Here is a 23,642-nt window from a genome sequence, read left to right as displayed (position 1 = left end):
ACCAGGAGGGTGCTGACCCTCCTGCCGTGCGCCCACCGAACGACCGACGAGGAGGAAGCCCGTATGGCCCGTAGGGAAGAGACGGAGCAGGAGGCCGCAGCGCCGCCGACGACCGTGCCGAAGGCGACGCTCGGGGTCGGCATGGTCGGATACGCGTTCATGGGCGCCGCCCACTCACAGGGGTGGCGCACCGCTGGACACGCCTTTGACCTGCCGATGCAGCCGGCTCTCGCCGCGATCTGCGGACGCGACCGTACGGCGGTCGGCGCCGCCGCCGAACGACACGGCTGGGCGGCGGCGGAGACCGACTGGCGCGCCCTGATCGCCCGGGACGACGTCCAGCTCGTCGACATCTGCACGCCCGGCGACAGCCATGCGGAGATTGCCATCGCCGCCCTGGAGGCCGGCAAGCACGTGCTGTGCGAGAAGCCGCTCGCCAACACGGTCGCCGAGGCGGAAGCCATGACGGAGGCCGCGGAACGGGCCAGGGCCCGCGGCCAGGTGGCGATGGTCGGCTTCAACTACCGCAGGGTGCCGGCGATCGCGTACGCACGGACGCTGATCGCCGACGGCAGGCTCGGTGCCCTGCGGCATGTACGGGCCACCTATCTCCAGGACTGGCTGGTCGACCCCGAATCGCCGCTCACCTGGCGGCTCAAGCGCGAGCACGCGGGATCCGGTGCGCTCGGCGACCTCGGGGCGCACATCGTCGACCTCGCCCAGTATCTGGCGGGGGAGCTCCTGGTGGGGGTGTCGGCGGTCGCCGAGACCTTCGTACGGGAACGACCGCTGCTCGCCGGAGCGTCGGCCGGGCTCTCGGGCACCGCGGACAGCGGAGCACGCGGGGCGGTCACCGTCGACGACGCCGCTCTGTTCACCGGCAGGCTCGCCTCCGGAGCACTGGCCTCGTTCGAGGTGACCCGGATGGCGGCGGGACGCAAGAACGCGTTGCGGCTGGAGATCAATGGCGAGCGCGGCTCGCTCGCCTTCGATCTGGAACGCCTCAACGAACTGTCCTTCCACGACCACAGCGAGCAGGCCACCACCGCCGGGTTCCGCCGCATCCTCGTCACCGAGCCCGCGCACCCGTACCTGGAGGCGTGGTGGCCGCCGGGTCACGCACTCGGCTATGAGCACACCTTCATCCACCAGGCCCGCGACCTGGTTCTGACGATCGCTGAAGGGGCGGACCCGGTTCCGTCGTTCGCCGACGGACTTCAGGTGCAGCGGGTGCTCGCGGCGGTGGAGGAAAGCGCCGAGAAGAGCTCCGTACACACCCCCGTAGCGTCCTAGGCATGTTTCGAACGTCCCGCCTGCCGGGCGACGCCTGGCGCGCACGCTCGCTGCGTTGTCGGGCTCGCCCCGATACGCCCCGTATCGGGGCAACCCTCCGCCTTACGATCGCACGCACCAGACGCCGCCCGGCCCGCCCTACGGGCGGACGACGCTCCTTTCGGAACACGCCCTAGGAGGTTCCGCGCATGCCCCGTCCCTTCACGCTCTTCACCGGTCAGTGGGCCGACCTGCCGCTCGAGGAGGTCTGCCGGCTTGCCCGGGACTTCGGTTACGACGGTCTCGAACTCGCCTGCTGGGGCGATCATTTCGAGGTCGACAAGGCTCTCGCCGACCCCGGCTATCTCGACGGGCGGCGGCAGCTGCTCGACAAGTACGGTCTGAAGTGCTGGGCGATTTCCAACCACCTCGTCGGCCAGGCGGTCTGCGACAACCCGATCGACGAACGGCACCAGGGCATCCTGCCCGCCCGGATCTGGGGCGACGGCGAGCCCGAAGGGGTACGGCAGCGGGCCGCCGAGGAGATCAAGAACACCGCCCGCGCGGCCGCCGCCTTCGGGGTCCGTACCGTCATCGGCTTCACCGGCTCGTCGATCTGGCACCTGGTGGCGATGTTCCCGCCGGTGCCGCCGCGGATGATCGAGCGCGGTTACGAGGACTTCGCCGAGCGCTGGAACCCGATCCTCGACGTGTTCGACGCGGAGGGCGTGCGGTTCGCCCACGAGGTGCACCCCAGCGAGATCGCGTACGACTACTGGACCACGCACCGGGCCCTGGAGGCCGTCGGCCACCGGGCCGCGTTCGGGCTGAACTTCGACCCGAGCCATTTCGTCTGGCAGGACCTCGATCCGGTCGGCTTTCTCTACGACTTCCGGGACCGGATCTACCACGTGGACTGCAAGGAGGCTCGCAAGCGTCTCGACGGGCGCAACGGCCGTCTCGGCTCGCACCTGCCCTGGGGCGATCCGCGGCGCGGCTGGGACTTCGTTTCCGCCGGGCACGGTGACGTGCCGTGGGAGGACGTGTTCCGGATGCTCCGATCGATCGACTACGAAGGCCCGATCTCAGTGGAGTGGGAGGACGCCGGGATGGACCGGCTGGCGGGCGCACCGGAAGCGCTTGCCACGCTGAAGCGGTACGACTTCGACCCGCCGGCTGCGTCGTTCGACGCGGCATTCGGGGGCGGCGACTGACAGCTCCTCCCGGGGGCTCCACCCCCGGACCTCCGCTCCTCAATCGCCCTGAGCAGGTCCGGCATCTGAGGGTCAGGGTCCGGGGCCGGAGCCCCGGCGGGGCGGGGCGGGTGGCGGACAGGTCTGCGCAGCCCGGCGGCACACGCGCCGCAGGGGCGGTCCCGCCTACCCAAAACCCCCTTTGTCCTGACTCAGGAAAAAGCTCAACTTATCTCCTGCGCAAGGCCTTTCCACCTCGGACGAACCCGTCTACCGTCCCTTTGGTGTACACGACATGACTCGCGTCACCGGAGCCCCACCGGGCCCTCGGTGACCTGCGCGGCAGTCCCCGCGCGGAACGGCACGGCAGCACTCGCCCGTACAACCGGCACTCTCCGGAGGACACTCGTGCACAGAACCAGAACCCGGCCCCGACTCCGTACAGCCCTCGCCCTGCTCACCGGCGGCATGCTCACCGCAGCCACCCTCGCCCTGGGCGCCCCGCCAGGAGCGGCCGCATCGGGCCCGACCTCGCCGGCCGCGTCCGACGCGGCGGCGACCGAGGACTTCCAGCAGGTCACCCTCGCCAAGGGCGCCGCCGAGACCGGCGAACCCATGTCCCTGGCCGTGCTCCCCGACCGCAGCGTCCTGCACACCTCGCGCAACGGCGAGCTGCGGATCACCGACAGCGCGGGCAACACCAAGATCTCCGGCGCCATCCCCGTCTACTCGCACGACGAGGAAGGCCTTCAGGGCGTCGGCATCGACCCGAAGTTCAGTGAGAACCGGGCGATCTACCTCTACTACGCGCCGCCGCTGGACACCCCCTCCGGCGACGCCCCGGAGACCGGCACCGCCGCCGACTTCGCCAAGTTCGACGGCGTCAACCGGCTCTCCCGCTTCGTCCTCAAGGAGGACGGCACCCTCGACCTGAGCAGCGAGAAGAAGGTTCTCGACGTCAAGGCGTCCCGCGGCATCTGCTGCCACGTCGGCGGCGACATCGACTTCGACGCGCAGGGCAACCTGTATCTGTCGACCGGCGACGACTCCAACCCGTTCGCTTCCGACGGCTACACACCCATCGACGAACGCCCGAACCGTAACCCGGCGTTCGACGCCCGGCGCACCTCGGGCAACACCAACGACCTGCGCGGCAAGATCCTGCGGATCAAGGTCGCCGACGACGGCTCGTACACCATTCCGGACGGCAACCTCTTCGCGCCGGGCACGGACAAGACGCGCCCCGAGATCTACGCGATGGGCTTCCGCAACCCGTTCCGCTTCAGCGTCGACAAGGCCACCGGCATTGTCTACGTCGGCGACTACGGGCCCGACGCGGGCGCTGCCGACCCCAAGCGCGGACCGGCCGGACAGGTCGAGTTCGCCCGGGTGACCAAGCCGGGCAACTTCGGCTGGCCGTTCTGCACCGGGAAGAACGACGCTTTCGTCGACTACGACTTCGCGACGAAGACGTCCGGCGCCGCCTTCGACTGCAACGCCCCGAAGAACACCTCGCCGCACAACACCGGCCTGGTCGACCTGCCCCCGGCGCAGCCCGCCTGGATCCCGTACGACGGCGGTTCCGTACCCGAGTTCGGCACCGGCTCCGAGTCGCCGATGGGCGGCCCCGTCTACCACTACGACCCGAACCTCGACTCACCCGTGAAGTTCCCCGAGTCGTACGACGGTGACTTCTTCGCCGGCGAGTTCGGCCGACGCTGGATCAAGCGCATCGAGCAGGACGGCAACGGCACCGTCCAGTCCATCAACAACCTCCCGTGGTCCGGGACCCAGGTGATGGACATGGCCTTCGGCCCGGACGGGGCGCTGTACGTCCTGGACTACGGCCTCGCCTGGTTCGGCGGCGACGAGAACTCCGCGCTCTACCGCATCGAGAACGCGACCGGCGGCCACTCACCCGTTGCCCAAGCCGCCTCCAGCAAGACCTCCGGCGCCGCACCGCTGAAGGTGCAGTTCTCCTCGGCCGGTACCACGGACTCCGACGGCGACGCACTCACGTACGCCTGGAACTTCGGTGACGGCGGCACGTCGACCGCCGCGAACCCCACGTACACGTACCGGAAGAACGGCACCTACACGGCGACCGTCACCGCCAAGGACCCCACCGGACGAACCGGATTGGCGAGCGTCCATGTGACCGTCGGCAACACGGCACCCACGGTGAAGCTGGAACTCCCCGGTGACGGGCAGCTGTTCAGCTTCGGGGACAAGATTCCGTTCAAGGTGACCGTCACCGACCCCGAGGACGGCACGATCGACTGCTCGAAGGTCGAGGTCCGCTTCGTACTCGGCCATGACAGCCACGGCCACCCGATCACCACGACCAACGGCTGCACCGGCACCATCAGCACCCAGGTCGACGGCGGACACGACCCGAACGCCAACATCTTCGGAGTCATCGACGCCTCGTACACCGACGGCGGGGGCGGCGGCCAGGCCGCGCTCTCCGGCCACGCCCAGTCGCAGCTTCAGCCTCGCCACCGGCAGGCCGAGCACTTCACCGCGTCGTCCGGCATCAGGACGTACGACAAGGCGGCCGCGCACGGCGGCAAGACGGTCGGCGACATCGACAACGGCGACTGGATCGCCTTCAAGCCGTACATCCTCGGTGACTCCACCAAGCTCACCGCCCGGATCTCGTCCGGCGGCGCGGGAGGCTTCCTCGAAGTACGGTCCGGCTCCGCGACCGGCAAGCTCCTCGGCTCCGCACCTGTGCCGGTGACCGGTGGCTGGGAGAACTTCCAGGACATCGACGTACCGCTGCGCGGCGTCCCGGGGAAGGCCACCGAACTCTTCCTGGTCTTCAAGGGCGGCGCCGGGGCGCTCTACGACGTCGACGACTTCGAGCTCTCCAACAGTGCCCCCGACCGGACCGCCAAGCGGGTCCTGGTCTTCTCGAAGACGGCCGGCTTCCGCCACGACGCGATCCCCGAGGGCATCGCGGCACTGAAGGAACTCGGCGCGACCAGCAACATCACCGTCGACGCCACCGAGGAAGCAGGCCAGTTCACCACCAGCAACCTGGCCCGCTACGACGCCGTCGTCTTCCTCTCCACGACCGGTGACGTCCTCAATGCCGATCAGCAGAAGGCGTTCGAGAACTACATCGCCACCGGCGGCGGCTACATGGGCGTGCACGCCGCCGCGGACACTGAGTACGACTGGTCGTTCTACGGCGGGCTCGTCGGCGCCTACTTCGCCGGACACCCCGCGATCCAGCCGGTCACCGTCCGCGTCGAGGACCACAAGCACCCGGCGACCGCCCACCTCGACGACGCCTGGAACCGAACCGACGAGCTGTACAACTACCGCACCAACCCGCGCGACAAGGTGAAGGTCCTCGCCACGCTCGACGAGACGACCTACACCGGTGGCACGATGAAGGGCGATCACCCGATCACCTGGTGCCAGACCTACCAGGGCGGCCGCTCCTTCTACACCGGCCTCGGCCACACCAAGGCGTCGTACGCCGAACCTGCCTTCCGGCAGCTCCTCCTCGGCGGCGTCCGCTACGCGGCCGGACAGGTGAAGGCCGACTGCAAGCCGGACACCGGCTACCGGTCGATCTTCAACGGCAAGACACTCGAAGGCTGGAAGCAGGCGGGCCCCGGGAAGTTCAACGTCGTCGACGGTGAGCTCCGCTCCGAGGGCGGCATGGGCCTGCTCACCTACCAGGCCAAGGAGCTGGGGTCGTACTCGCTGAAGCTCGACTGGAAGCTGGCGGGCGACGACAACTCCGGTGTCTTCGTCGGGTTCCCCGAGTCCGACGACCCCTGGTCCGCGGTGAACAACGGTTACGAGGTCCAGATCGACGCCACCGACGCCCCCGACCGCACCACGGGCGCCATCTACGGCTTCAAGGCAGCCGACATCAAGGCCCGTGACCAGGTCCTGCGGCCGCCCGGCCAGTGGAACAGCTACGAGATCAAGCTCCAGGGCGAACGGCTCCAGGTCTTCCTCAACGGAGTCAAGATCAACGACTTCACCAACACCGATCCCGTCCGCAGCCTGAAGAGCGGCTACATCGGCCTCCAGAACCACGGAGCCGACGACCATGTGTCCTTCCGCAACATCGAGTTGAAGGAGCTGCCCGCCGCGTAGGCGACAGCCTCAGTCCGACGGCGGGCGGGGCAACGGCCCTACCTCGCCCGCCGTCACCCCCCACCCCTGTCCGCCTCGATTCGATCAGCGCCCCCACTCTTTGCACTGCCCAGCCAGGATCCCCAGCCAGGGAGGCAGCCCGTGTCAGCACATGCCGTTCGTACCGGAGTCTGGTTCATCGGAGCACGCGGCTCCGTCGCCACCACCGCCATGGCGGGCTGCGCGGCCGTCGCGGCGGGGCTCCACCCGGCAGCAGGCATGGTCACTGAGACCGCGCCGTTCGCCGGCAGCGGGCTGCCGGCACTGACCTCCCTGGTCTTCGGCGGACACGACACCGTCGGCTGTCCGCTCCCCAAACGGGCGGAGGCGCTGGCCGCCGGGGGAGTGCTCCCGCACGGGCTGCCCTCCGCCGTACGGAACGAACTCGCGGCCGCCGACGCCGAGATGCGCCCGGGTGGCCCGCTGCCCGGCGACACCCGCACCGACGAGGAACTCATCGCCGCGTTCGCCGCGGACCTCACCGACTTCGGCCGCCGCGGCAACCTGACCCGCACGGTCGTCGTCAACGTCGCGTCGACGGAACCCGTCCCGCATCCCGGCGAGAAGCGGCTGCCCACCAGCTCGCTCTACGCAGCGGCCGCGCTCCGGGCCGGCTGCCCCTACATCAACTTCACCCCCTCCACCGGACTGCGCGCCCCCGCGCTCCAGGACGCCGTCGCGGACTGCGGACTTCCTCACGCAGGCCGCGACGGCAAGACGGGCCAGACGCTGCTCCGCTCCGTGCTCGCCCCGATGTTCGTGCAACGCGCCCTGCCCGTACGGGCCTGGTCCGGCACAAACCTGCTGGGCGGCGGGGACGGAGCGGTGCTGGCCGACCCCGGCGCGGCAGCGGCCAAGAACGCGGGCAAGGAGCGCGTCCTCGCCGACACGCTCGGCGCCGCGCCCGAGGGTGAGGTGCACATCGACGACGTGCCCGCGCTCGGCGACTGGAAGACGGCCTGGGACCACATCGCGTTCGACGGGTTCCTCGGCGCCCGCATGGTCCTCCAGACGACCTGGCAGGGCTGCGACTCGGCGCTGGCCGCCCCCCTCGTCCTCGACCTGGCGCGGCTGCTCGCCCGCGCCCAGGAGGTGGGCCTGACCGGCCCGCGTCCCGAACTCGGCTTCTACTTCAAGGACCCGGACGGCGGCCCCGCCGCACTGTCCGAGCAGTACATCGCGCTGCTGGCCTTCGCCGAACAACTGCGGGGGGAGAAGTGACAGCCACCGTACGGGCCTGGGCCGAGCTGCTGCGGATCTCGGCGCTGTTCACCGTCCCCGGGGACGCACTCGCCGGGGCGGCAGCCATCGGACGGCGTCCCGGCCGTGGCACCGTGCTGGCCGTCGGCGCCTCCCTCTGCCTCTACGAGGCGGGCATGGCCCTCAACGACTGGGCCGACCGCGACGAGGACGCCGTCGACCGTCCGCACCGCCCGATCCCCTCGGGCCGGATCACCCCGGGCGCGGCCCTCACGGCAGCAGGCGCGTTGACGGCCGCGGGCCTGTCCCTCGCCGCCCGCGCCGGCCGCCCGGCCCTGACGGTGGCCACCGGCCTGGCCGCAACGGTCTGGGCCTACGACCTCCACCTCAAACACACCCAGGCGGGCCCGGCCGCGATGGCCACGGCGCGCGCCCTCGACCTGCTGCTGGGCGCCACCGCGACATGGGGGGCGGGCGCGAAGCCGGAGCACCCCGACACGCGCACGGTCACCGTGCCCGGCCCGGCCACAGGCCTCGTCCAGGCACCCGCGCCCACCCCGGGACCCGCGGGGAAGCCGCGCCGCGGACCGATCGCCCGGCTCGTCGGCAGGGGCGGCCGCGCCCTGGCGACAGCAGTCAGGGATGCCCAGCCGCGCCACGGGGAGCCGTCCCGGCAAGCAGCCCTCCCGTTGCGTGCGGCACTCTCCGCCGCCGCCCTGCTCGGAGCGCACACCTACGCCGTCACCGCCGTCTCGCGCCACGAGGCGCACGGCGGTTCCACCGTCGCGCCCCTCTCCGCGCTCGCGGCGGTCATCGCGCTCGGCGCGACCGCGGTACGCGAGCAGCGGGGGCACGGGGAGGTGTCCCCGGCCCCGGGATGCGGCGCGGCGGGGGACAACCACCGCCTCGTACCAGGAGCTCCCGCACCCCCGAACACCCGTACCGGCACCTCGCCCCGCCTCCTCGTCACCGCACTCACAGGCGCCTACCTCCGGACCGCCGCCGAGCCGCTCCTCCACGCCACCCTGAACCCGTCCCCGCCGCTGACCCAGCGCGCTGTGGGCAGCGGCATCCGGGCGATGATCCCGCTCCAGGCCGCGCTCGCCGCCCGTGCCGGAGCGGCCGGCACCGGGCTCGCCGTCATGGGGCTCGTCCCTCTCGCCCGCACACTCGCCCGGAAGGTGAGCCCCACATGACCATCCGCCTCGGCTACGGAACCAACGGGCTCACCGACCTCCGCCTCGACGACGCCCTCGCGCTCCTCGCGGGCGTCGGGTACGACGGCGTCGGCCTCACCCTCGACCACATGCACCTCGACCCCCTCGCCCCGGACCTCGCCACCCGCACCCGCCGCGTGGCGCACAGACTCGAACAGCTCGGGCTGGGTGTCACCGTCGAGACGGGTGCCCGCTATGTCCTCGACCCGCGCCGCAAGCACGGCCCGTCCCTCCTCGACGCGGACCCGGAGGCCCGCGCCGCCCGCACCCGGCTCCTGGTCCGGGCCGTCGATGTCGCCGCCGACCTGGGCGCCCACGCCGTGCACTGCTTCAGCGGCATCACCCCACCCCACACCACGCCCGACACGGCCTGGCAGCGGCTGACCGGCGCCCTGGCCCCGGTGCTCGTAGCCGCCGACCGCACCGGCATCCCGCTCGCCATCGAGCCCGAACCCGGACATCTCCTCGCCAATCTCTCCGACTTCCACCACCTGCGCATCCTCAGCGGCGACCCCGAACCACTCGGGCTCACCCTCGACATCGGCCACTGCCAGTGCCTGGAGCCGTCCTCACCCGCGGACTGCGTCCGGGACGCCGCACCCTGGATCCGCCACGTCCAGATCGAGGACATGCGCCGGGGCATCCATGAGCATCTGCCGTTCGGCGACGGCGAGATCGACTTCCCGCCCGTACTCGAAGCGCTCGACACGCTCGGCGACACCGGATACCGCGGCCTCACCGTGGTCGAACTGCCCCGCCACTCCCACGCCGGCCCCGAACTCGCCCGCACCTCCATCGACTTCCTCCGCTCCCGCATCCCGTCGAGACTCCCGAAGGGAGCGACGTCATGCCGCTGACCCCGCCGGCCTCGCCGCAGACGCCCCCGCTGCTGACCCGTGGGCAACTCGACACCCACCTCGCCGGCGCCGCACGCGCCTGGCTCGACGAGGCCCTCGCCGAGGCCGCGCACGCCGCCGCCCACGAGGACACCGCGCCCGGCGGCCCGTACGCCGTGCCCCCGTGGGAGCTGCGGTTCGCCGCCGCAGGCCGGCACTGCGGACTTGAGCATGCCGACTCCGTACGCGCCCTGCTGCTCCTCGAAGCCCGAGCCGCCCTCCCCGCCGTGACCAGGCTCTACGAACAGGGCACCGCCGCCGAGCGGCGCGCCGTCCTCCTCACCCTCCATCGGCTGGACCTCGGCCCCACCGCCCTCCACCTCGTCGAGGACGCCCTGCGCACCAACGACACCCGGCTGGTCGCCGCCGCCGTCGGTCCGTACGCCGCCGCTCATCTCGACACGCACCACTGGCGCCACGCCGTCCTCAAGTGCCTTTTCACCGGAGTCCCCGTCGAGGCCGTCGACGCACTGGCCCACCGTGCCCGCGGCGACGCCGAACTCTCCCGCATGCTGGGCGACTTCGCAGCCGAACGCACCGCCGCCGGGCGCAGCGTCCCCGCCGATCTCACCCGGGTGCTCGATATCGCCACCCCCGGCCCTGCCGTCCCCACGGAGGAGTCCTGATGCGCATCTTCGACCCCCACATCCATATGACCTCCCGCACCACGGACGACTACCAGGCGATGTACGACGCAGGTGTCCGCGCCCTCGTCGAACCCGCCTTCTGGCTCGGCCAGCCCCGCACCTCGCCCGCGAGCTTCTTCGACTACTTCGACGCCCTGCTCGGCTGGGAACCCTTCCGCGCCGCCCAGTACGGCATCGCCCACCACTGCACGCTCGCCCTCAACCCCAAAGAGGCGAACGACCCCCGCTGCACCCCCGTCCTGGACGCCCTGCCCCGCTACCTCGTCAAGGACTCCGTCGTCGCCGTCGGCGAGATTGGCTACGACTCCATGACTCCGGCCGAGGACACCGCCCTCGCCGCCCAGTTGCAGCTCGCCGCCGACCATGGGCTGCCCGCCCTCGTCCATACCCCGCACCGGGACAAGCTCGCCGGTCTGCACCGCACCATCGACGTGATCCGCGAATCCCACCTCCCCCCGGAGCGGGTCCTGCTCGATCACCTCAACGAGACGACCGTGCAGGACGCCGCGGACAGTGGCTGCTGGGCGGGCTTCTCCGTCTACCCCGACACCAAGATGGACGAGGACCGCATGGTCGCGATCCTCAAGACCCACGGCACCGAGAAGATCCTGGTCAACTCGGCCGCCGACTGGGGCAGGAGCGACCCCCTCAAGACCCGGAAGGTCGGCGACGCCATGCTCGCCGCAGGGTTCAGCGACGACGACGTCGACCAGGTGCTCTGGCGCAACCCCGTCGCTTTCTACGGCCAGAGCGGCCGCCTGCAACTCGATCTCGCCACCCCCGATCCACTCCACGAGGGGAATTCCATCCTCCGTGGCGGGGAGTGACCCGATGCGCTTCCGCCACCCCGACGGATCCACCGTCCACCTCGCCTACTGCACCAACGTCCACCCTGCCGAGACCCTGGACGGTGTTCGCGCCCAACTGCGCGACCACTGCGAACCCGTCCGCAGACGCCTCGGCCGCGACCGCCTCGGCATCGGCCTCTGGCTCGCCAGGGACGCCGCGAGCACCCTGATCAACGACCCCGCCCAGCAGCGCTCCCTGCGCGCCGAACTCGACCGCCGCGGCCTCGAAGTCGTCACCCTGAACGGCTTCCCGTACGAAGGGTTCGGCGCCGAACAGGTCAAGTACCGCGTGTACAAGCCGGACTGGACGGACCCCGAACGCCTCGCCCACACCACCGATCTCGCCCGGCTGCTCGCCACCCTGCTCCCCGACGACGTCACCGAAGGCACCATCTCCACCCTCCCGATCGCCTGGCGCACCCCGTACACCGGCGACCCGGAAGCCGCCCGCACCGCACACACCGCCCTCAGCACCCTCGCCGAACGGCTCGACGCTCTCGCCGAGCTGACCGGCAAGTCCATCCGGATCGGTCTCGAACCCGAACCGGGCTGCACGGTCGAGACCACCGCCGACGCCGTCGCACCGCTCACCGCCGTCGGACACGACCGCATCGGCATCTGCATCGACACCTGCCATCTCGCCACCTCCTTCGAAGACCCGGACACCGCCCTCGACGCACTCTCCGCAGCCGGCATCCAGGTCACCAAGTGCCAGCTCTCCGCGGCACTCCACGCCGAACACCCGCACCTCCCGGAGGTGCGCACCGCGCTCGCCGCCTTCGCCGAACCCCGCTTCCTCCACCAGACCCGCACCCGGACCACGCACGGACTGCGCGGCACCGACGACCTCGACGAGGCGGTCACCGGCCAGGCACTGCCGGACGGCACCCCGTGGCGCGCCCACTTCCACGTCCCGTTGCACGCACCCCCCGCCCCACCGCTCACCTCGACCCTCCCGGTGCTCCAGTCCACGCTGACCCGACTGGTCGGCGGAGCCCAGCCGTTGACCCGTCACCTGGAGGTCGAGACGTACACCTGGCAGGCGCTCCCCGCCGAGCTGCGCCCCCACAGCCGGCCTCAGCTCGCCGACGGCATCGCCGCCGAACTCACCCTCGCCCGCGACCTCCTGGTCGACCTCGGCCTCAAGGAGCTCCCGTGACAACGGTCGAAACGGGCACGTCCCCCACCGGCGCCCCCACCCCCCTCCTCGTCCTCGACGTCGTCGGCCTCACCCCCCGGCTCCTCGACCACATGCCGCACCTCGCATCCCTCGCCCGGTCCGGCACCCACGCCCCCCTCGGCACCGTGCTGCCCGCCGTCACCTGCGCCGCCCAGTCCACCTTCCTCACCGGCACCACCCCCGCCGAACACGGCATCGTCGCCAACGGCTGGTACTTCCGCGAGCTCGGCGACGTCCTCCTGTGGCGCCAGCACAACGGACTCGTCGCCGGGGACAAGCTCTGGGACGCCGCCCGCCGCTCCCACCCCGGCTACACCGTCGCCAACATCTGCTGGTGGTACGCGATGGGCGCCGACACCGACATCACCGTCACCCCGCGTCCCGTCTACTACGCCGACGGCCGCAAGGAACCCGACTGCTACACCCGCCCGCCCGCCCTCCACGACGAGCTCACCGAAAAGCTCGGCACCTTCCCCCTCTTCCACTTCTGGGGACCCGGCGCCGACCTCGTCTCCTCGCAATGGATCATCGACGCGACCCGGCACATCCTGGACACCCGCCACCCCGACCTGGCCCTGTGCTACCTGCCGCACCTCGACTACGACCTGCAGCGCTACGGGCCCGACGACCCCCGCGCGTACCAGGCGGCGGCCGAGCTCGACCGGGCCGTGGCCCCGCTGCTCGACGACGCCCGTCGCGAGGGGCGCACCGCCGTCGCGCTCTCCGAGTACGGCATCACCCGTGTCGACCGCCCGGTCGACATCAACCGGGCACTGCGCCGCGCCGGCCTGCTGGAGGTCCACACCCAGGACGGCATGGAGTACCTGGACCCGATGGCCTCCCGAGCCTTCGCCGTCGCCGACCACCAGCTCGCCCACGTCTACGTACGCCGTCCCGAGGATCTCGATGCGACCCGTGAAGCTCTCCAGGACGTCCAAGGCATCGAACAGCTCCTCGACGACGAGGGCAAGAAGGCTCACGGCCTCGACCACCCGCGCTCCGGCGAGCTCGTCGCCGTTGCCGACCCGGATGCCTGGTTCACGTACTACTACTGGCTCGACGACGCGCGCGCCCCCGACTTCGCGCAGCTCGTCGAGATCCATCGCAAACCCGGTTACGACCCGGTCGAACTCTTTCTGGACCCCCAGGACCCGTACGTCCGGGTCAAGGCGGCCACCGCCGTGGCCCGCAAGAAGCTCGGCATGCGCTACCGCATGGCGGTCGTGCCCCTCGACCCGTCGCCCGTTCGCGGCAGCCACGGCCGCCTCCCCATGAGCGACGAAGAAGGTCCGCTCATCCTCTGCTCCACCCCCCACGCGTTCACCGGCCCCGTCCGGGCCACCGAAGTGAAGTCCCTGCTCCTCAAGCTTGCCGGCCTCGCATGAGATCGGTCCGTGCACAGCGTTTCGAGCATCTTCGAGAAAGAGAGAGACCGTGACCGCGTACAACGACGAATCCGGAACCGACGGCGCCCTGCGCCGCAGCCTCGGCGTCAGCCGCCGCCGCTTCCTGAGCACCTGCACGGCCGCTGCGGCAGCGGCGATCGCCGCGCCCGCCTTCGGCGCGTCGCCGGCCCTCGCCCAGCCCGCCCCCGACCAGGGGCAGGGCGTCGGCCTGTCTCTGGTTCCGGCGGACAAGCGAGGAATCATCCTGTACACCGTGCGCGACGCCACGGGCCGGGATCCGCTCACCACCGACCTTCCCTCGGGCTTCCGTGAGGTCTTCGGGGAGCTGGCCCGCTACGGCTACCAGCAGGTCGAGTTCGCAGGGTACGGCCAGCACGCCAACGCACCCGGCGGAAACAACCTCGAATCGGTGGAAGGCGCGAAGCTGCTGCGCTCGTGGCTGGACGAGTACGGTCTGCGCGCCCAGGGCAACCACGGCTTCATCCCGTCGTCCTGGCCGCTGAACCAGAGCGACTTGGACCGGTTCAAGCTCCACCTCGAGATAGCGAACATCCTCGGCATGGAACACATGGGCACCGGTGGCGACCCCACCGGCAGCGCCTACCGTGCCGACTGGGACGTGGCCGCCGACAAGTGGAACACGCTCGGACAGATCGCTCAGGGTGCCGGCATCAAGCTGTACACCCACAACCACGACGCGGCCTACGGCTTCCTGCTCGACGGCGGTCCGCTGGACGCACAGGGACGCCCCACCCGCAGCTCCGGCATCCGCAAGCTCGAATACTTCCTTCAGGTCACCGACCCGAAGTCCGTATGGCTGGAGATGGACATCTTCTGGGCGCACGTCGCCCAGTACAAGTTCCACACCTACACCGCGCACGACGGATCGCAGCAGGAGAACATCTTCGACCCGGCGGCACTGGTCCGCGGCAACACCAAGCGCTACCCGCTGTTCCACGCCAAGGACGGCATCGTCAACACAAACAGCGGCAACGGGTACGACATGGTCCCCTTCGGTACCGGGGCCATCGACTACCGGACGTTCTTCCGCCGCGTCGGGGCGAAGAACTACCACAACCCGATGGTCGAGCAGGACAACGCACCGAGCTCGACCGTCCCCGCGCAGTCCCTGAACCATGCGCGGATCGGCTACGACAACATGGCGGCGCTGCGTAAGTAGGTCCATCGGCGGTACCGGACGGGCGGTCCGCGCCTCACCCCGAATTCCTGACACCGGGGAACAGCGCACACGCCCGCCCGGTGACGTCAGGCACCGTGCGCTCCACGGCCGTCACCAGGAGCGTACGGTGCCCGACCAGTGCGCCTGTCCGCTCCTCCGGCGCCGGTACCAGCAGGTCATCGATCCCGGCCGGCATCCCCCGTGACAGCCGCAGGCTCCCCGCCTGACGTACTGCACGTGCACGAGCGACGACAGACCGTACGCACGCCAAGCCTGTCGCTTCCGTATGCCCGCCATCCCCCCACTGACCACCGAATATGCAGGTGAGAGGCACCCCAAACCCCTGGTATTGTTTTCTTTGTCGCCGCGGGAGACCGGGGCCGATCACCTGGTCCGGGTGGCGGAATGGCAGACGCGCTAGCTTGAGGTGCTAGTGCCCTTTATCGGGCGTGGGGGTTCAAGTCCCCCCTCGGACACCAGCTATAGCGATACGCAAGCGAGGGCCTCGACCTGACGGTCGCGGTCCTCTTTGCGTGTTCGTAGCTGATGGTGACGCCTAGGGCTTCGTGCAGTGGGCCTTTCTTATCGGCATCGGATGCGTGGATGCGCTGTGCGATGACTCCAAGACTCTCGGTGATCTCTCAGATCTGTTGCGCGTGGAGTGGGGATTCCTTCTTCCGTGTGACGGTGGGGAGTGCGTCGAGTTCCTTCTGCGCCGACCGTAATGCTTCAAAATGGCTGCACACCCACTGACCTGGTGCTTCGACGAGTGATCAGCTTGTCTTGTGGTACTCGTTGATGAGGCCGGCGACGGTTTGCCGGCGTTCGATCCGGGCTGCGGGGAGGGGTATGACGTTCGCGTCGTCGTGGGGCCGATCATGCCGGACCACTGATCCGGTCACATCGCGTGACCATCACACCACGGCCGTCCGCGCCCGGGCTACAGCCTTCGCCGTGAAGTAGTACAACGGCGAGACGACGAGCAGGCCGGCGATGAAGGAGATGTCGGTGTGGCCGAGCGCCTTGGCGATCGGGCCGGTGTAGGCAGTCCCGATGATCATGAATGGGATCTGCACCGCGACACCGATCAGGTAGCAGAGCACCGCGGGCCAGTTCACCCGGCCGTAGCGACCGCCGTCGCGCTTGAAGAAGTCCTCGACGGTGTAGTCACCATGGCGTACCAGGTAGAAGTCGACCAGGTTGACGGCGGTCCACGGGACCAGGGAGCCGAGCAGCAGGGTGAGGAAGTTCTTGTAAGTGGCGACGAAGCCGCTCCCGGCGGTGAGGGCTACGGCGAGCGCGATCGTGCACAGTCCGGTCGCCACCACCGCACGCTGGCGGCTGCGAGGCGTGAAGCGCGGCAGGAAGGTCTGTGCGATCGTGATCGTGCACAGGGTGCCGCAGTACAGGTTCATCGCGTTCGTCGCGGCGACCCCGATGCTGAACACGACCACGACCAGCAGGCTGATCCCGGCGGTTGCCTTGGTCAAGGCAGTGATGGGGTCCGCGCCGGGCAGGAGCAGCCCGATGCCCGCGCCCAGGAACATGGGCAGGATCGAGCCGATGCTGGTGCCCCAGTAGCTCATCCAGAACGCTGGCCTGGAGCCGGTCTTGGCCGGCATGTAACGGGAGTAGTCCGAGACGTACGGCGCGTAGGCGATCTGCCAGACCGCGGCCACCGACACGGTGCTCATGAACCCGGACAGTGTGGCCTCACCGGTGCCGAAGAAGGTGTGCGGCACTGGGTGGACGACGAACGCCCAGACGAACGCCAGTAGCAGGACGGCACCCGAGGCGTAGGTCATGATCCGCGCATAGGCGTGGATCAGACTGTAGCCCCAGATCGTGGCCGCGATGCTGGCCGCCGCGAGCAGCACGATGCCGGCCTTGCTGCTCAAGTGCGGAATCACCGACGCCAACGACTGCCCTCCGAAGACCAGGATCGAGATGAAGAACCCGAGGTACATGACCACCACGATCAGGACGATCAGCAGCGCACCCCAGGAGCCGAACTGCCCCTTGGTTTGGACCATCTGTGGGACCCCGAGCCGCGGCCCCTGGGCGGAGTGCAGCGCCATGAAGATCGCTCCGAAGAGGTTCCCGACGACGATCCCCAGCGCGGCCGACCAGGCCGGTTGGCCGAACAGGGTGGTGGCAAGTCCTCCGGTGACAATGGCCAGGATCATGATGTTCGTGCCGAACCAGATGGTGAACATGTCCCGGTTCGTGCCATGCCGCTGATCGAGCGGGATCGGCTGGATCGTTGCCGACTCGATGCTGGAGGCGGACTCGCGCCGCCCAGCCAGTTGCTCACTCATGCCTGCCCCCTCTCGTCAGCGCATCGAGCCCGGTTGAACATGACGTGCTCGGTACGCGAGTAGTCATCGAGCGCGTACGCCGACAGGTCACGTCCGTAGCCGGAGGAGAGGATCCGAGACAACGGGGCTCGTCGCAATAAGTCAGGCGGTGCGTGCTTCACCGGAGCAGTGGGCGTAGGTGGTCGTTGAGGAAGACGTCGTTGGGATCGAACTGCCTGCGGATGGTGCGGAAGCGGTCGAGCTCGGGAAACATGCGCTCCATGCGTCTGCGGGTAGTGAAGTGCAGCTTGCCCCAGTGCGGGCGAGCGTCGAAGTCGTCCAAGACGGCGTCCACGTCGCGGAGGTACGGCCAGTAGTCCGTGCCGACCGCCACCGTGATGGTGATGGCCACATTGTCGCGGTGATACTGGGGCGACAGGTAGGCCCCGTCTGCGGCGACCCATCTCACCTCGACAGGGAAGACCTGCTCGGCATACTTCGTCCTGATGAGCTGCCTGATCTCCGTGAAGGCCTCACGTCCCCGCTTGGTCGGCACGAAGTACTCCAGTTCGTTGAAAACTAGTCCGAATCCCCCAGGGTAGATGCGGTAGGAGCGGTCGACCCGTCGCCCTTCAGTCGTGTCGATACCACCAGGCTCCTCGATCTGTACGGCGTCGTAGACCTTGGTGTAAGCGCGGTCCGCCATCCGCACACCTTTGGGCGTTGGCAACTCAAAGAGCTCAGCGGCGTTGTCGGTGGGGCACCACAGGAATGAGAAATGCCGGTGAGCGTCAGGGTTCACATCCCATCTGTCGAGTAGCTCATCGACGCGCGGGAAGGTGATGGTCTCGCGGAGGTGATAAGAGGGCGAGACGTCGAGTTCCACCTCGACCACGACACCAAGCGCGCCCAGGGAGACCTGTGCCGCTCGGAGCTTCTCGATGTCTCGCTCACCGATCTCGACGACATCACCTGTCCCGTTGATAATCCGGACGTACCGAACAGCCGCGGAGAAGCTCGTCAGCTTGGTGCCTGAGCCGTGCGTGCCGGTGGCTATGGCACCTGCGATGGTCTGCTTGTCGATGTCCCCCTGGTTCGACAACGCCAGCCCATCCCGCCACAGTGGATCACCGAAGCTGCCGATCGGGGTGGCCCCCCAGGCCCGCGCGCGTCGTCTGGCCAGATCTGTGCCGGTGATACCGCTCAGATTCTCAAGGCTGAGGAGCAGGCCACCGGTCTGCACCAACGGCGTGCTGGAGTGTCCGGTTCCGGCCACCCGGATGTTGAGCCCGTCCGCGAGCGCCTTCCTGACCACGCAGACAAGCTGTTCCTCGCTCCTGGGGGCGGCGAAAGCCGCAGGGCTGAAGACGTGGTTCTCCCCCCAGTTGCGCCACACCATCCCACGCTTCGGCTCCGCCCCGGCGGCGGAGGCGCCGACCGGCCCCATCATGACTGCTGTCCTGTGGATCGGGCTCCTGCACGAGTCTTGTTGACCATGACGTGATTGGTGTGCGAGTAGTCGTCGAGAGCGTATGCCGACAGGTCGCGGCCGCAACCCGAGGCTTTGAAACCGCCCCAGGACATCTGCGTGGCGAGCATGAGGTGGTCGTTGACCGAGGCTGTGCCGAAGTCGAGCCGTCCTGGCACGTCTGCTGCGCGTCGAGCGCCCTCCGTCCAGACCAAGGAGACGGCGTCCTCCTCATCCCGGAACGTCCCCACTCTCATTACCGGCCCGAAGATCTCCTCCCTCGTGCACTCCGTGCCCTGCGGTACGTCGACCGGGCTGGTGGGAAGAACTACGCAGCCGTCGCCCTCGGACGGCGACCGCCGATGGCGACGCGCGCCCCCCTCCACACATGCACGATCGATGAACCCGACCACGCTGTCACGATGCGCTCGCGAGACGAGAGGTCCCGTCTCGACCTCGTCACCCGCCGCAGGGCCTCCGACCTTCAGCGAAGATACCTCGGCCATCTTTCAGACACACTCCGCTTATATTGTGAAGTAAATTGGTGTCCATGCGTGGCCATATCGCCCCGCCCAAGGACACTCGGCAGGTCTCCATGAGTTCCGAGAGCACAAAGTTGGGGGGCTGCAGGCCTTTCTGTGCCGCCCCGTCAGCGACTGTGGTACTAGACGCCCGGGGGACGGTCATCGGGTGGAGCCCGGCGGCCACGGAGCTGTTCGGTTACGCGTCGAAGGAGGCGCTCGGCAGCCCTGTCGGCGACCTTCTGGGGGACGCTGCGAGGGTGGCTCCACCTCAGGAACCTGGAAACGTGTATGCAGTTCGCTCGGTGCTTCATCGGGACGGTCGTGCCGTACGGGTCGCACTGCTGATCAGCCCGCTGGAGCAGGACGAGGGCGCTGCTGCCTGGCTGCTGTCGGCCGTCAGCGTAGCCCGTCTCGAGCAGTGGGCCAGAGATCAGGCAGTACTGAGGGGGCTGAGCGATCAGTCGTCCTTCGTCATCACTCTCTACGATACGCAAAGCCGGTTCCAGTGGATCAATAATGCCGTCGAGAAGCAGTTCGGCTTGACGATGGAAGACTGCGTCGGTCGGTACGTAGCGGATGTGGAGCCTCATGGCGAGGTCCTGATCGAGGACGGTGACGGAGGCCCGGCACCGGGGCTGCAGAGGCTCATCGAGCGAGTCGTGCGCACTGGAGAATCCATCACCGACGTCCGTTACCGCACCCCGATCCCTGCCGACCCGCGTCACGATCACGTCTGGTCCTTCTGCTACTTCCGGCTGCAGGACGACGAGGGACGGACGCTGGGCGTGTGTGAAGCGGGGCTCGACATCACGGACCGTTACGTGGCCCGGCAACGCCTAGCACTGCTGAGCGGAGCCGGCGGTAAAATCGGCGGGACTCTCGACGTCGAACGTACCGCCGGTAACCTGGCTGATCTGGCCGTTCCGGAGTTCGCGGACCTCGTCCAGGTGGACTTCCTCGAACCTGTGCTCCGCGGTGAAGAACCCGGTCCATGGACGAATAAGAGCACACGCGACCTGCTGCGGGTGGCGGAACGGGTGGCGGACCGCGACCGTCCGGCGGCAGCGGCATCGCCGCGTCCCATCGGATATCCCCCCGATTCGCCGCAGCTGCGCTGCCTTGCCCATGGGCATTCGGTCGCCAGTGACCAGGTCGTGGTCGTCCCGCTGCGGGCCCGGGGAACCGCGCTGGGCCTGGCGACGTTTGAAAGGTTCCCGCCGCGGGACCCTTTCGACCCCGAAGAGATCACCCTCGCGGAGGAACTGGTCTCCCGTACCGCGGTGTGTGTGGACAACGGACGCCGCTACGCTCGCGAGCGCGCGACCGCGCTGATGCTGCAGCACGACCTGCTCCCACATCGCCTGGCGCAGCCCGCGGCCGTGGAGGTCGCTCACCGCTACCTTCCCGCGGCCGGACCCGTGGGAGTGGGCGGGGACTGGTACGACGTCATCCCGCTCTCCGGGGCACGGGTCGGCCTGGTCGTCGGGGACGTTGCCGGTCATGGCATGCGCGCCGCCGCCACCATGGGTCGGATGCGGACCACCGTGGCGGCGCTCGCGGCAATGGACCTTGCACCGGATGAGCTGCTCGCCCGGCTCGACGACCTTGTCGCGCAGCCCCCCGGGAGCGAGGATGACCGGGCCGTTGGCGTGACCTGCCTCTACGCCATCTACGACCCGGTCGAGCGGCACTGCGTCATGGCCCGGGCCGGCCATCTGCCCCCCGCAGTGCTGGCTCCTGACGGCCGCGTGGAAATCCTCGACCTGCCCGCTGGCCCACCGCTCGGCCTGGGAGGCCTGCCGTTCGAAAGCGTCGAATTCGACCTTCCCGAGGACAGCCTCCTGGCCCTGTTCACCGACGGCCTGGTGGAGGCCCGCGACCGGGACATCGACATCGGCCTGAACGAGCTGCGCGACGCACTGTCCGTACCAGGCCGGCAGCTGGAGGAGACCTGTGACAGTGTGATGAGCGCTGTCCTGCCCAAGCCTTCAGAAGACGATGCGGCCCTGCTCCTGGTCAGGGTCCACGCGTTCAGCGACGACCAGGTGGCGAGCTGGGACCTTCCCGCCGATCCCGCAGAGGTCGCCAGGTTCCGCGCCCTGGCGGTCCAGAAGCTGGCCGAGTGGGGGCACAGCGAGGCGGCGTTCGTCATCGAGCTGGTGGTGAGCGAGCTGGTCACCAACGCGATCCGGTACGGCGGCGCTCCTGTGCGGCTGCGGCTCATTCGGGACCGCGGCCTGATATGCGAGGTCTCGGACGGGGGCCACACCTCCCCGCATCTGCGGCGGGCTGCGCAGGAGGACGAGGGCGGCCGCGGACTGTTCCTCGTCGCCCAGCTTACGGAACGCTGGGGCACCCGCTACACACCTCACGGCAAGACGATCTGGGCCGAAGTGCCGCTTGTGCCGGGCGAATTCCCGACCTCCGCAGCCGTGAAGTAAGCCAGCGACCGCGCTCGCCCCTGCGTGTGCTCAGACCTCGCAGGTGATCCACTCTTGGCAGCTGATCGGCAAGCAACGAGAAACTGAGTCGGCCATGGGGCCTTGTCCAGGCCTTGAGCCCAGAAAAGGGACACCTGTTCGTGTTGTTGTGCGGCGAGTGTCGGAGTAGCTGACTGCTGTTCGTAGTCGATCGGTGACCAGTCAACCGTCGCGCTGCTGCTGCGCAAGCCGTAGTACCTCGGAGTCGGCGACCCCACCGCGGCGTCGCGCTGCGGTGACCTGTCGGCGCAGCACCGCGACCTCGTGTCGCAGGATCAGTATCTCGGCGTTCTTCGCCGCGGTAGATCGGCACAGCAGGACGAGCCACGCGAAGATCCGCGTAACGAACAGGTAGATCATCCGTACGAGCGCGACGGTCGATCATGTCGGACCACTGATCCGGGCACATCGCCCGAGGTCAGCTGTGGTGAAGCAGTTCTGGACCGCTACGGGCTGGAGGTGCCGGGCTCCTCCTCGAACGTGACCGGGGGATCCCGCCCGGTCCCCCGATCCCCGGTCAGGCGGAGCTGGCTCGCGTGCACCCATTCGGCCCCGCCGGGACGGACGGGCCACGGCCCTCGTCGTTGGGGGCCTTGTCGCACCTCACGGTCCCGGATTGTCAATGAGCAGGATGGAGCAGAGATGGCGAAGGTAGATGATCTTGGATGTCTATGAGGCGGTCACGAGCCGACGGGCGGTGCGCGGGTTCACCGACCGGCCCGTCCCGAGGCAGGTGCTGGAGCGGGTACTGACCGCCGCGGCCTGGGCGCCGTCCGGATCGAACCTCCAGCCATGGCGTGCCTACGTGGTGACCGGTGAACCGCTGACCGAGCTCAAGAAGCGTGCCGGCGAGCGCGTGGCCTCAGGTGACCCCTGGGATGAGCGAGAGTACGAGATGTACCCGCCCGCACTGAAGTCCCCATACCACGAGCGGCGATCCGCCTTCGGCCATGAGCGCTACAGCGCACTTGGTATTGAGCGCGAGGACTGGGAGGCGCGTCAGAGGGCCGCTGCCGCGAACTGGGACTGTTTCGGAGCGCCCGCAGCCCTGTTCTGCTATATCGACCGCGACATGGGCCGGCCTCAATGGTCCGACGTCGGCATGTATCTGCAGACCGTCATGCTGCTGCTGCGTGCCGAAGGGCTGCACAGTTGCCCGCAGATGGCGTGGTCGGTGTATCGCAAGACCGTCGCGGACATCCTGTCACCCCCGGACGAGCTCATCCTCTTCTGCGGCATGTCGATCGGGTTCGAGGACGTCACGGTGGGTTACACCCGTACGGGCCGTGCCCCGCTTGACGAGACGGTCACGTTCGTCGAGGGGTAGCTTCGCTCCTGCGTGACGATCACAGGCTTTCCGCTCATACCCCTGACGTCCAACTGGTCAGCAGACCCTTCTGCGTGAGCGATGGCGTGAGCGGACGGTGGAGCACGAGTCGTCATGAGGTGGATGCACCTCACAGGCCGGGCGATCCACCTGTACGGCCAGGAAAGGCAGGGGGTGCGAGGAGACGCTGCGCGCAGCAGTCGTCTTCGGCGAGGACATGACCGCCGATTCGTTCGCGGCCGCCGGACTGCCGGACATCGAACGGGCGGAGTGGATCGCCGTCGAGAGGACCTGCTGCGAGGAGTTTGTCGCCTGTGCGTCGAAGGGAGGTCGCCAGGCTGCGGCT

17 protein-coding genes and 1 tRNA gene are annotated in these 23,642 nt (G+C 69.1%); 14 read left to right on the top strand and 4 right to left on the bottom strand.

The genetic code is table 11. The features are described 5' to 3' along the window. Nucleotides 1–63: 63 nt before the first annotated feature. The 12 genes from AB0N06_RS21510 (at nucleotide 64) to AB0N06_RS21455 (ending at nucleotide 15,679) form a co-directional block, all read left to right on the top strand. Entirely contained in the window at nucleotides 64–1,293 is a 1,230-nt protein-coding gene (locus tag AB0N06_RS21510; protein WP_366136285.1) for a Gfo/Idh/MocA family oxidoreductase, read from the top strand. A 188-nt stretch (nucleotides 1,294–1,481) separates the two neighbouring features. After that, nucleotides 1,482–2,486: a sugar phosphate isomerase/epimerase family protein gene (locus AB0N06_RS21505; protein ID WP_366136284.1), complete on the top strand. Its 1,005-nt coding sequence runs from the start codon at nucleotides 1,482–1,484 to the stop codon at nucleotides 2,484–2,486. A gap of 387 nt (nucleotides 2,487–2,873) precedes the next feature. Further along, nucleotides 2,874–6,587, top strand: coding sequence for a ThuA domain-containing protein (locus AB0N06_RS21500; protein ID WP_366136283.1), 3,714 nt, complete (start codon nucleotides 2,874–2,876; stop codon nucleotides 6,585–6,587). 141 nt (nucleotides 6,588–6,728) lie between these two features. Next, nucleotides 6,729–7,847 (top strand): inositol-3-phosphate synthase, encoded by a 1,119-nt coding sequence (locus AB0N06_RS21495; RefSeq protein WP_366136282.1) that lies wholly within the window; start codon nucleotides 6,729–6,731, stop codon nucleotides 7,845–7,847. Beyond that, entirely contained in the window at nucleotides 7,844–9,022 is a 1,179-nt protein-coding gene (locus AB0N06_RS21490; protein ID WP_366136281.1) for an SCO3242 family prenyltransferase, read from the top strand. Before AB0N06_RS21495 ends, AB0N06_RS21490 begins: the two co-directional genes overlap by 4 nt. After that, entirely contained in the window at nucleotides 9,019–9,900 is an 882-nt protein-coding gene (locus AB0N06_RS21485; RefSeq protein WP_366136280.1) for a sugar phosphate isomerase/epimerase family protein, read from the top strand. Before AB0N06_RS21490 ends, AB0N06_RS21485 begins: the two co-directional genes overlap by 4 nt. After that, nucleotides 9,891–10,565 carry an EboA domain-containing protein gene (locus AB0N06_RS21480; RefSeq protein WP_366136279.1) on the top strand — a complete coding sequence of 225 codons (675 nt, stop codon included), beginning with the start codon at nucleotides 9,891–9,893 and terminating at the stop codon, nucleotides 10,563–10,565. Before AB0N06_RS21485 ends, AB0N06_RS21480 begins: the two co-directional genes overlap by 10 nt. Beyond that, nucleotides 10,565–11,413 carry a TatD family hydrolase gene (locus AB0N06_RS21475; protein ID WP_366136278.1) on the top strand — a complete coding sequence of 283 codons (849 nt, stop codon included), beginning with the start codon at nucleotides 10,565–10,567 and terminating at the stop codon, nucleotides 11,411–11,413. The genes AB0N06_RS21480 and AB0N06_RS21475 overlap by 1 nt, the downstream gene beginning before the upstream one ends. A 4-nt stretch (nucleotides 11,414–11,417) precedes the next feature. Then, entirely contained in the window at nucleotides 11,418–12,593 is a 1,176-nt protein-coding gene (gene eboE / locus AB0N06_RS21470) for a metabolite traffic protein EboE (RefSeq protein ID WP_366136277.1), read from the top strand. Then, a complete protein-coding gene (locus AB0N06_RS21465; protein WP_366136276.1) occupies nucleotides 12,590–13,999 on the top strand; it encodes a nucleotide pyrophosphatase/phosphodiesterase family protein in 1,410 nt (469 codons plus the stop codon). The genes eboE and AB0N06_RS21465 overlap by 4 nt, the downstream gene beginning before the upstream one ends. Before the next feature lie 49 nt (nucleotides 14,000–14,048). Continuing rightward, nucleotides 14,049–15,200, top strand: a complete 1,152-nt coding sequence (locus tag AB0N06_RS21460; protein ID WP_366136275.1) for a sugar phosphate isomerase/epimerase family protein — start codon at nucleotides 14,049–14,051, stop codon at nucleotides 15,198–15,200. A 391-nt stretch (nucleotides 15,201–15,591) separates the two neighbouring features. Then, nucleotides 15,592–15,679 (top strand) — tRNA-Leu (locus tag AB0N06_RS21455). Nucleotides 15,680–16,114: 435 nt separating this feature from the next. Here the strand turns inward: AB0N06_RS21455 and AB0N06_RS21450 are convergent. The 3 genes from AB0N06_RS21450 to AB0N06_RS21440 all read right to left on the bottom strand — a co-directional run bounded on the left by AB0N06_RS21450 (nucleotide 16,115) and on the right by AB0N06_RS21440 (nucleotide 19,471). Next, entirely contained in the window at nucleotides 16,115–17,518 is a 1,404-nt protein-coding gene (locus AB0N06_RS21450) for a cytosine permease (RefSeq protein ID WP_366136274.1), read from the bottom strand. Nucleotides 17,519–17,675: 157 nt separating this feature from the next. Then, the gene (locus AB0N06_RS21445; protein WP_366136273.1) at nucleotides 17,676–18,947 is read right to left on the bottom strand and encodes a D-arabinono-1,4-lactone oxidase; all 1,272 of its coding nucleotides are present in this window, start codon (nucleotides 18,945–18,947) and stop codon (nucleotides 17,676–17,678) included. After that, nucleotides 18,944–19,471, bottom strand: a complete 528-nt coding sequence (locus AB0N06_RS21440; protein WP_366136272.1) for an aldehyde dehydrogenase family protein — start codon at nucleotides 19,469–19,471, stop codon at nucleotides 18,944–18,946. Before AB0N06_RS21440 ends, AB0N06_RS21445 begins: the two co-directional genes overlap by 4 nt. A gap of 89 nt (nucleotides 19,472–19,560) precedes the next feature. Here AB0N06_RS21440 and AB0N06_RS21435 point away from each other — a divergent pair, with 89 nt between their 5' ends. Then, the gene (locus tag AB0N06_RS21435) at nucleotides 19,561–21,930 is read left to right on the top strand and encodes a SpoIIE family protein phosphatase (RefSeq protein WP_366136300.1); all 2,370 of its coding nucleotides are present in this window, start codon (nucleotides 19,561–19,563) and stop codon (nucleotides 21,928–21,930) included. 201 nt (nucleotides 21,931–22,131) lie between these two features. On the opposite strand, the gene AB0N06_RS21430 is transcribed toward AB0N06_RS21435, so the two are convergent. Next, nucleotides 22,132–22,329: a hypothetical protein gene (locus AB0N06_RS21430; protein WP_366136271.1), complete on the bottom strand. Its 198-nt coding sequence runs from the start codon at nucleotides 22,327–22,329 to the stop codon at nucleotides 22,132–22,134. A gap of 301 nt (nucleotides 22,330–22,630) precedes the next feature. Between AB0N06_RS21430 and AB0N06_RS21425 the strand changes: the two genes are divergently transcribed. After that, nucleotides 22,631–23,296 carry a nitroreductase gene (locus AB0N06_RS21425; RefSeq protein WP_366136270.1) on the top strand — a complete coding sequence of 222 codons (666 nt, stop codon included), beginning with the start codon at nucleotides 22,631–22,633 and terminating at the stop codon, nucleotides 23,294–23,296. Nucleotides 23,297–23,642 lie beyond the last annotated feature (346 nt).

It is taken from the genome of Streptomyces sp. NPDC051020 (assembly GCF_040683105.1).
In the GTDB taxonomy this organism is placed as follows: Bacteria; Actinomycetota; Actinomycetes; order Streptomycetales; family Streptomycetaceae; genus Streptomyces.
The sequence above is the reverse complement of the archived record's forward strand: the minus strand, read 5'-3'. Positions and strand labels throughout refer to the sequence as shown.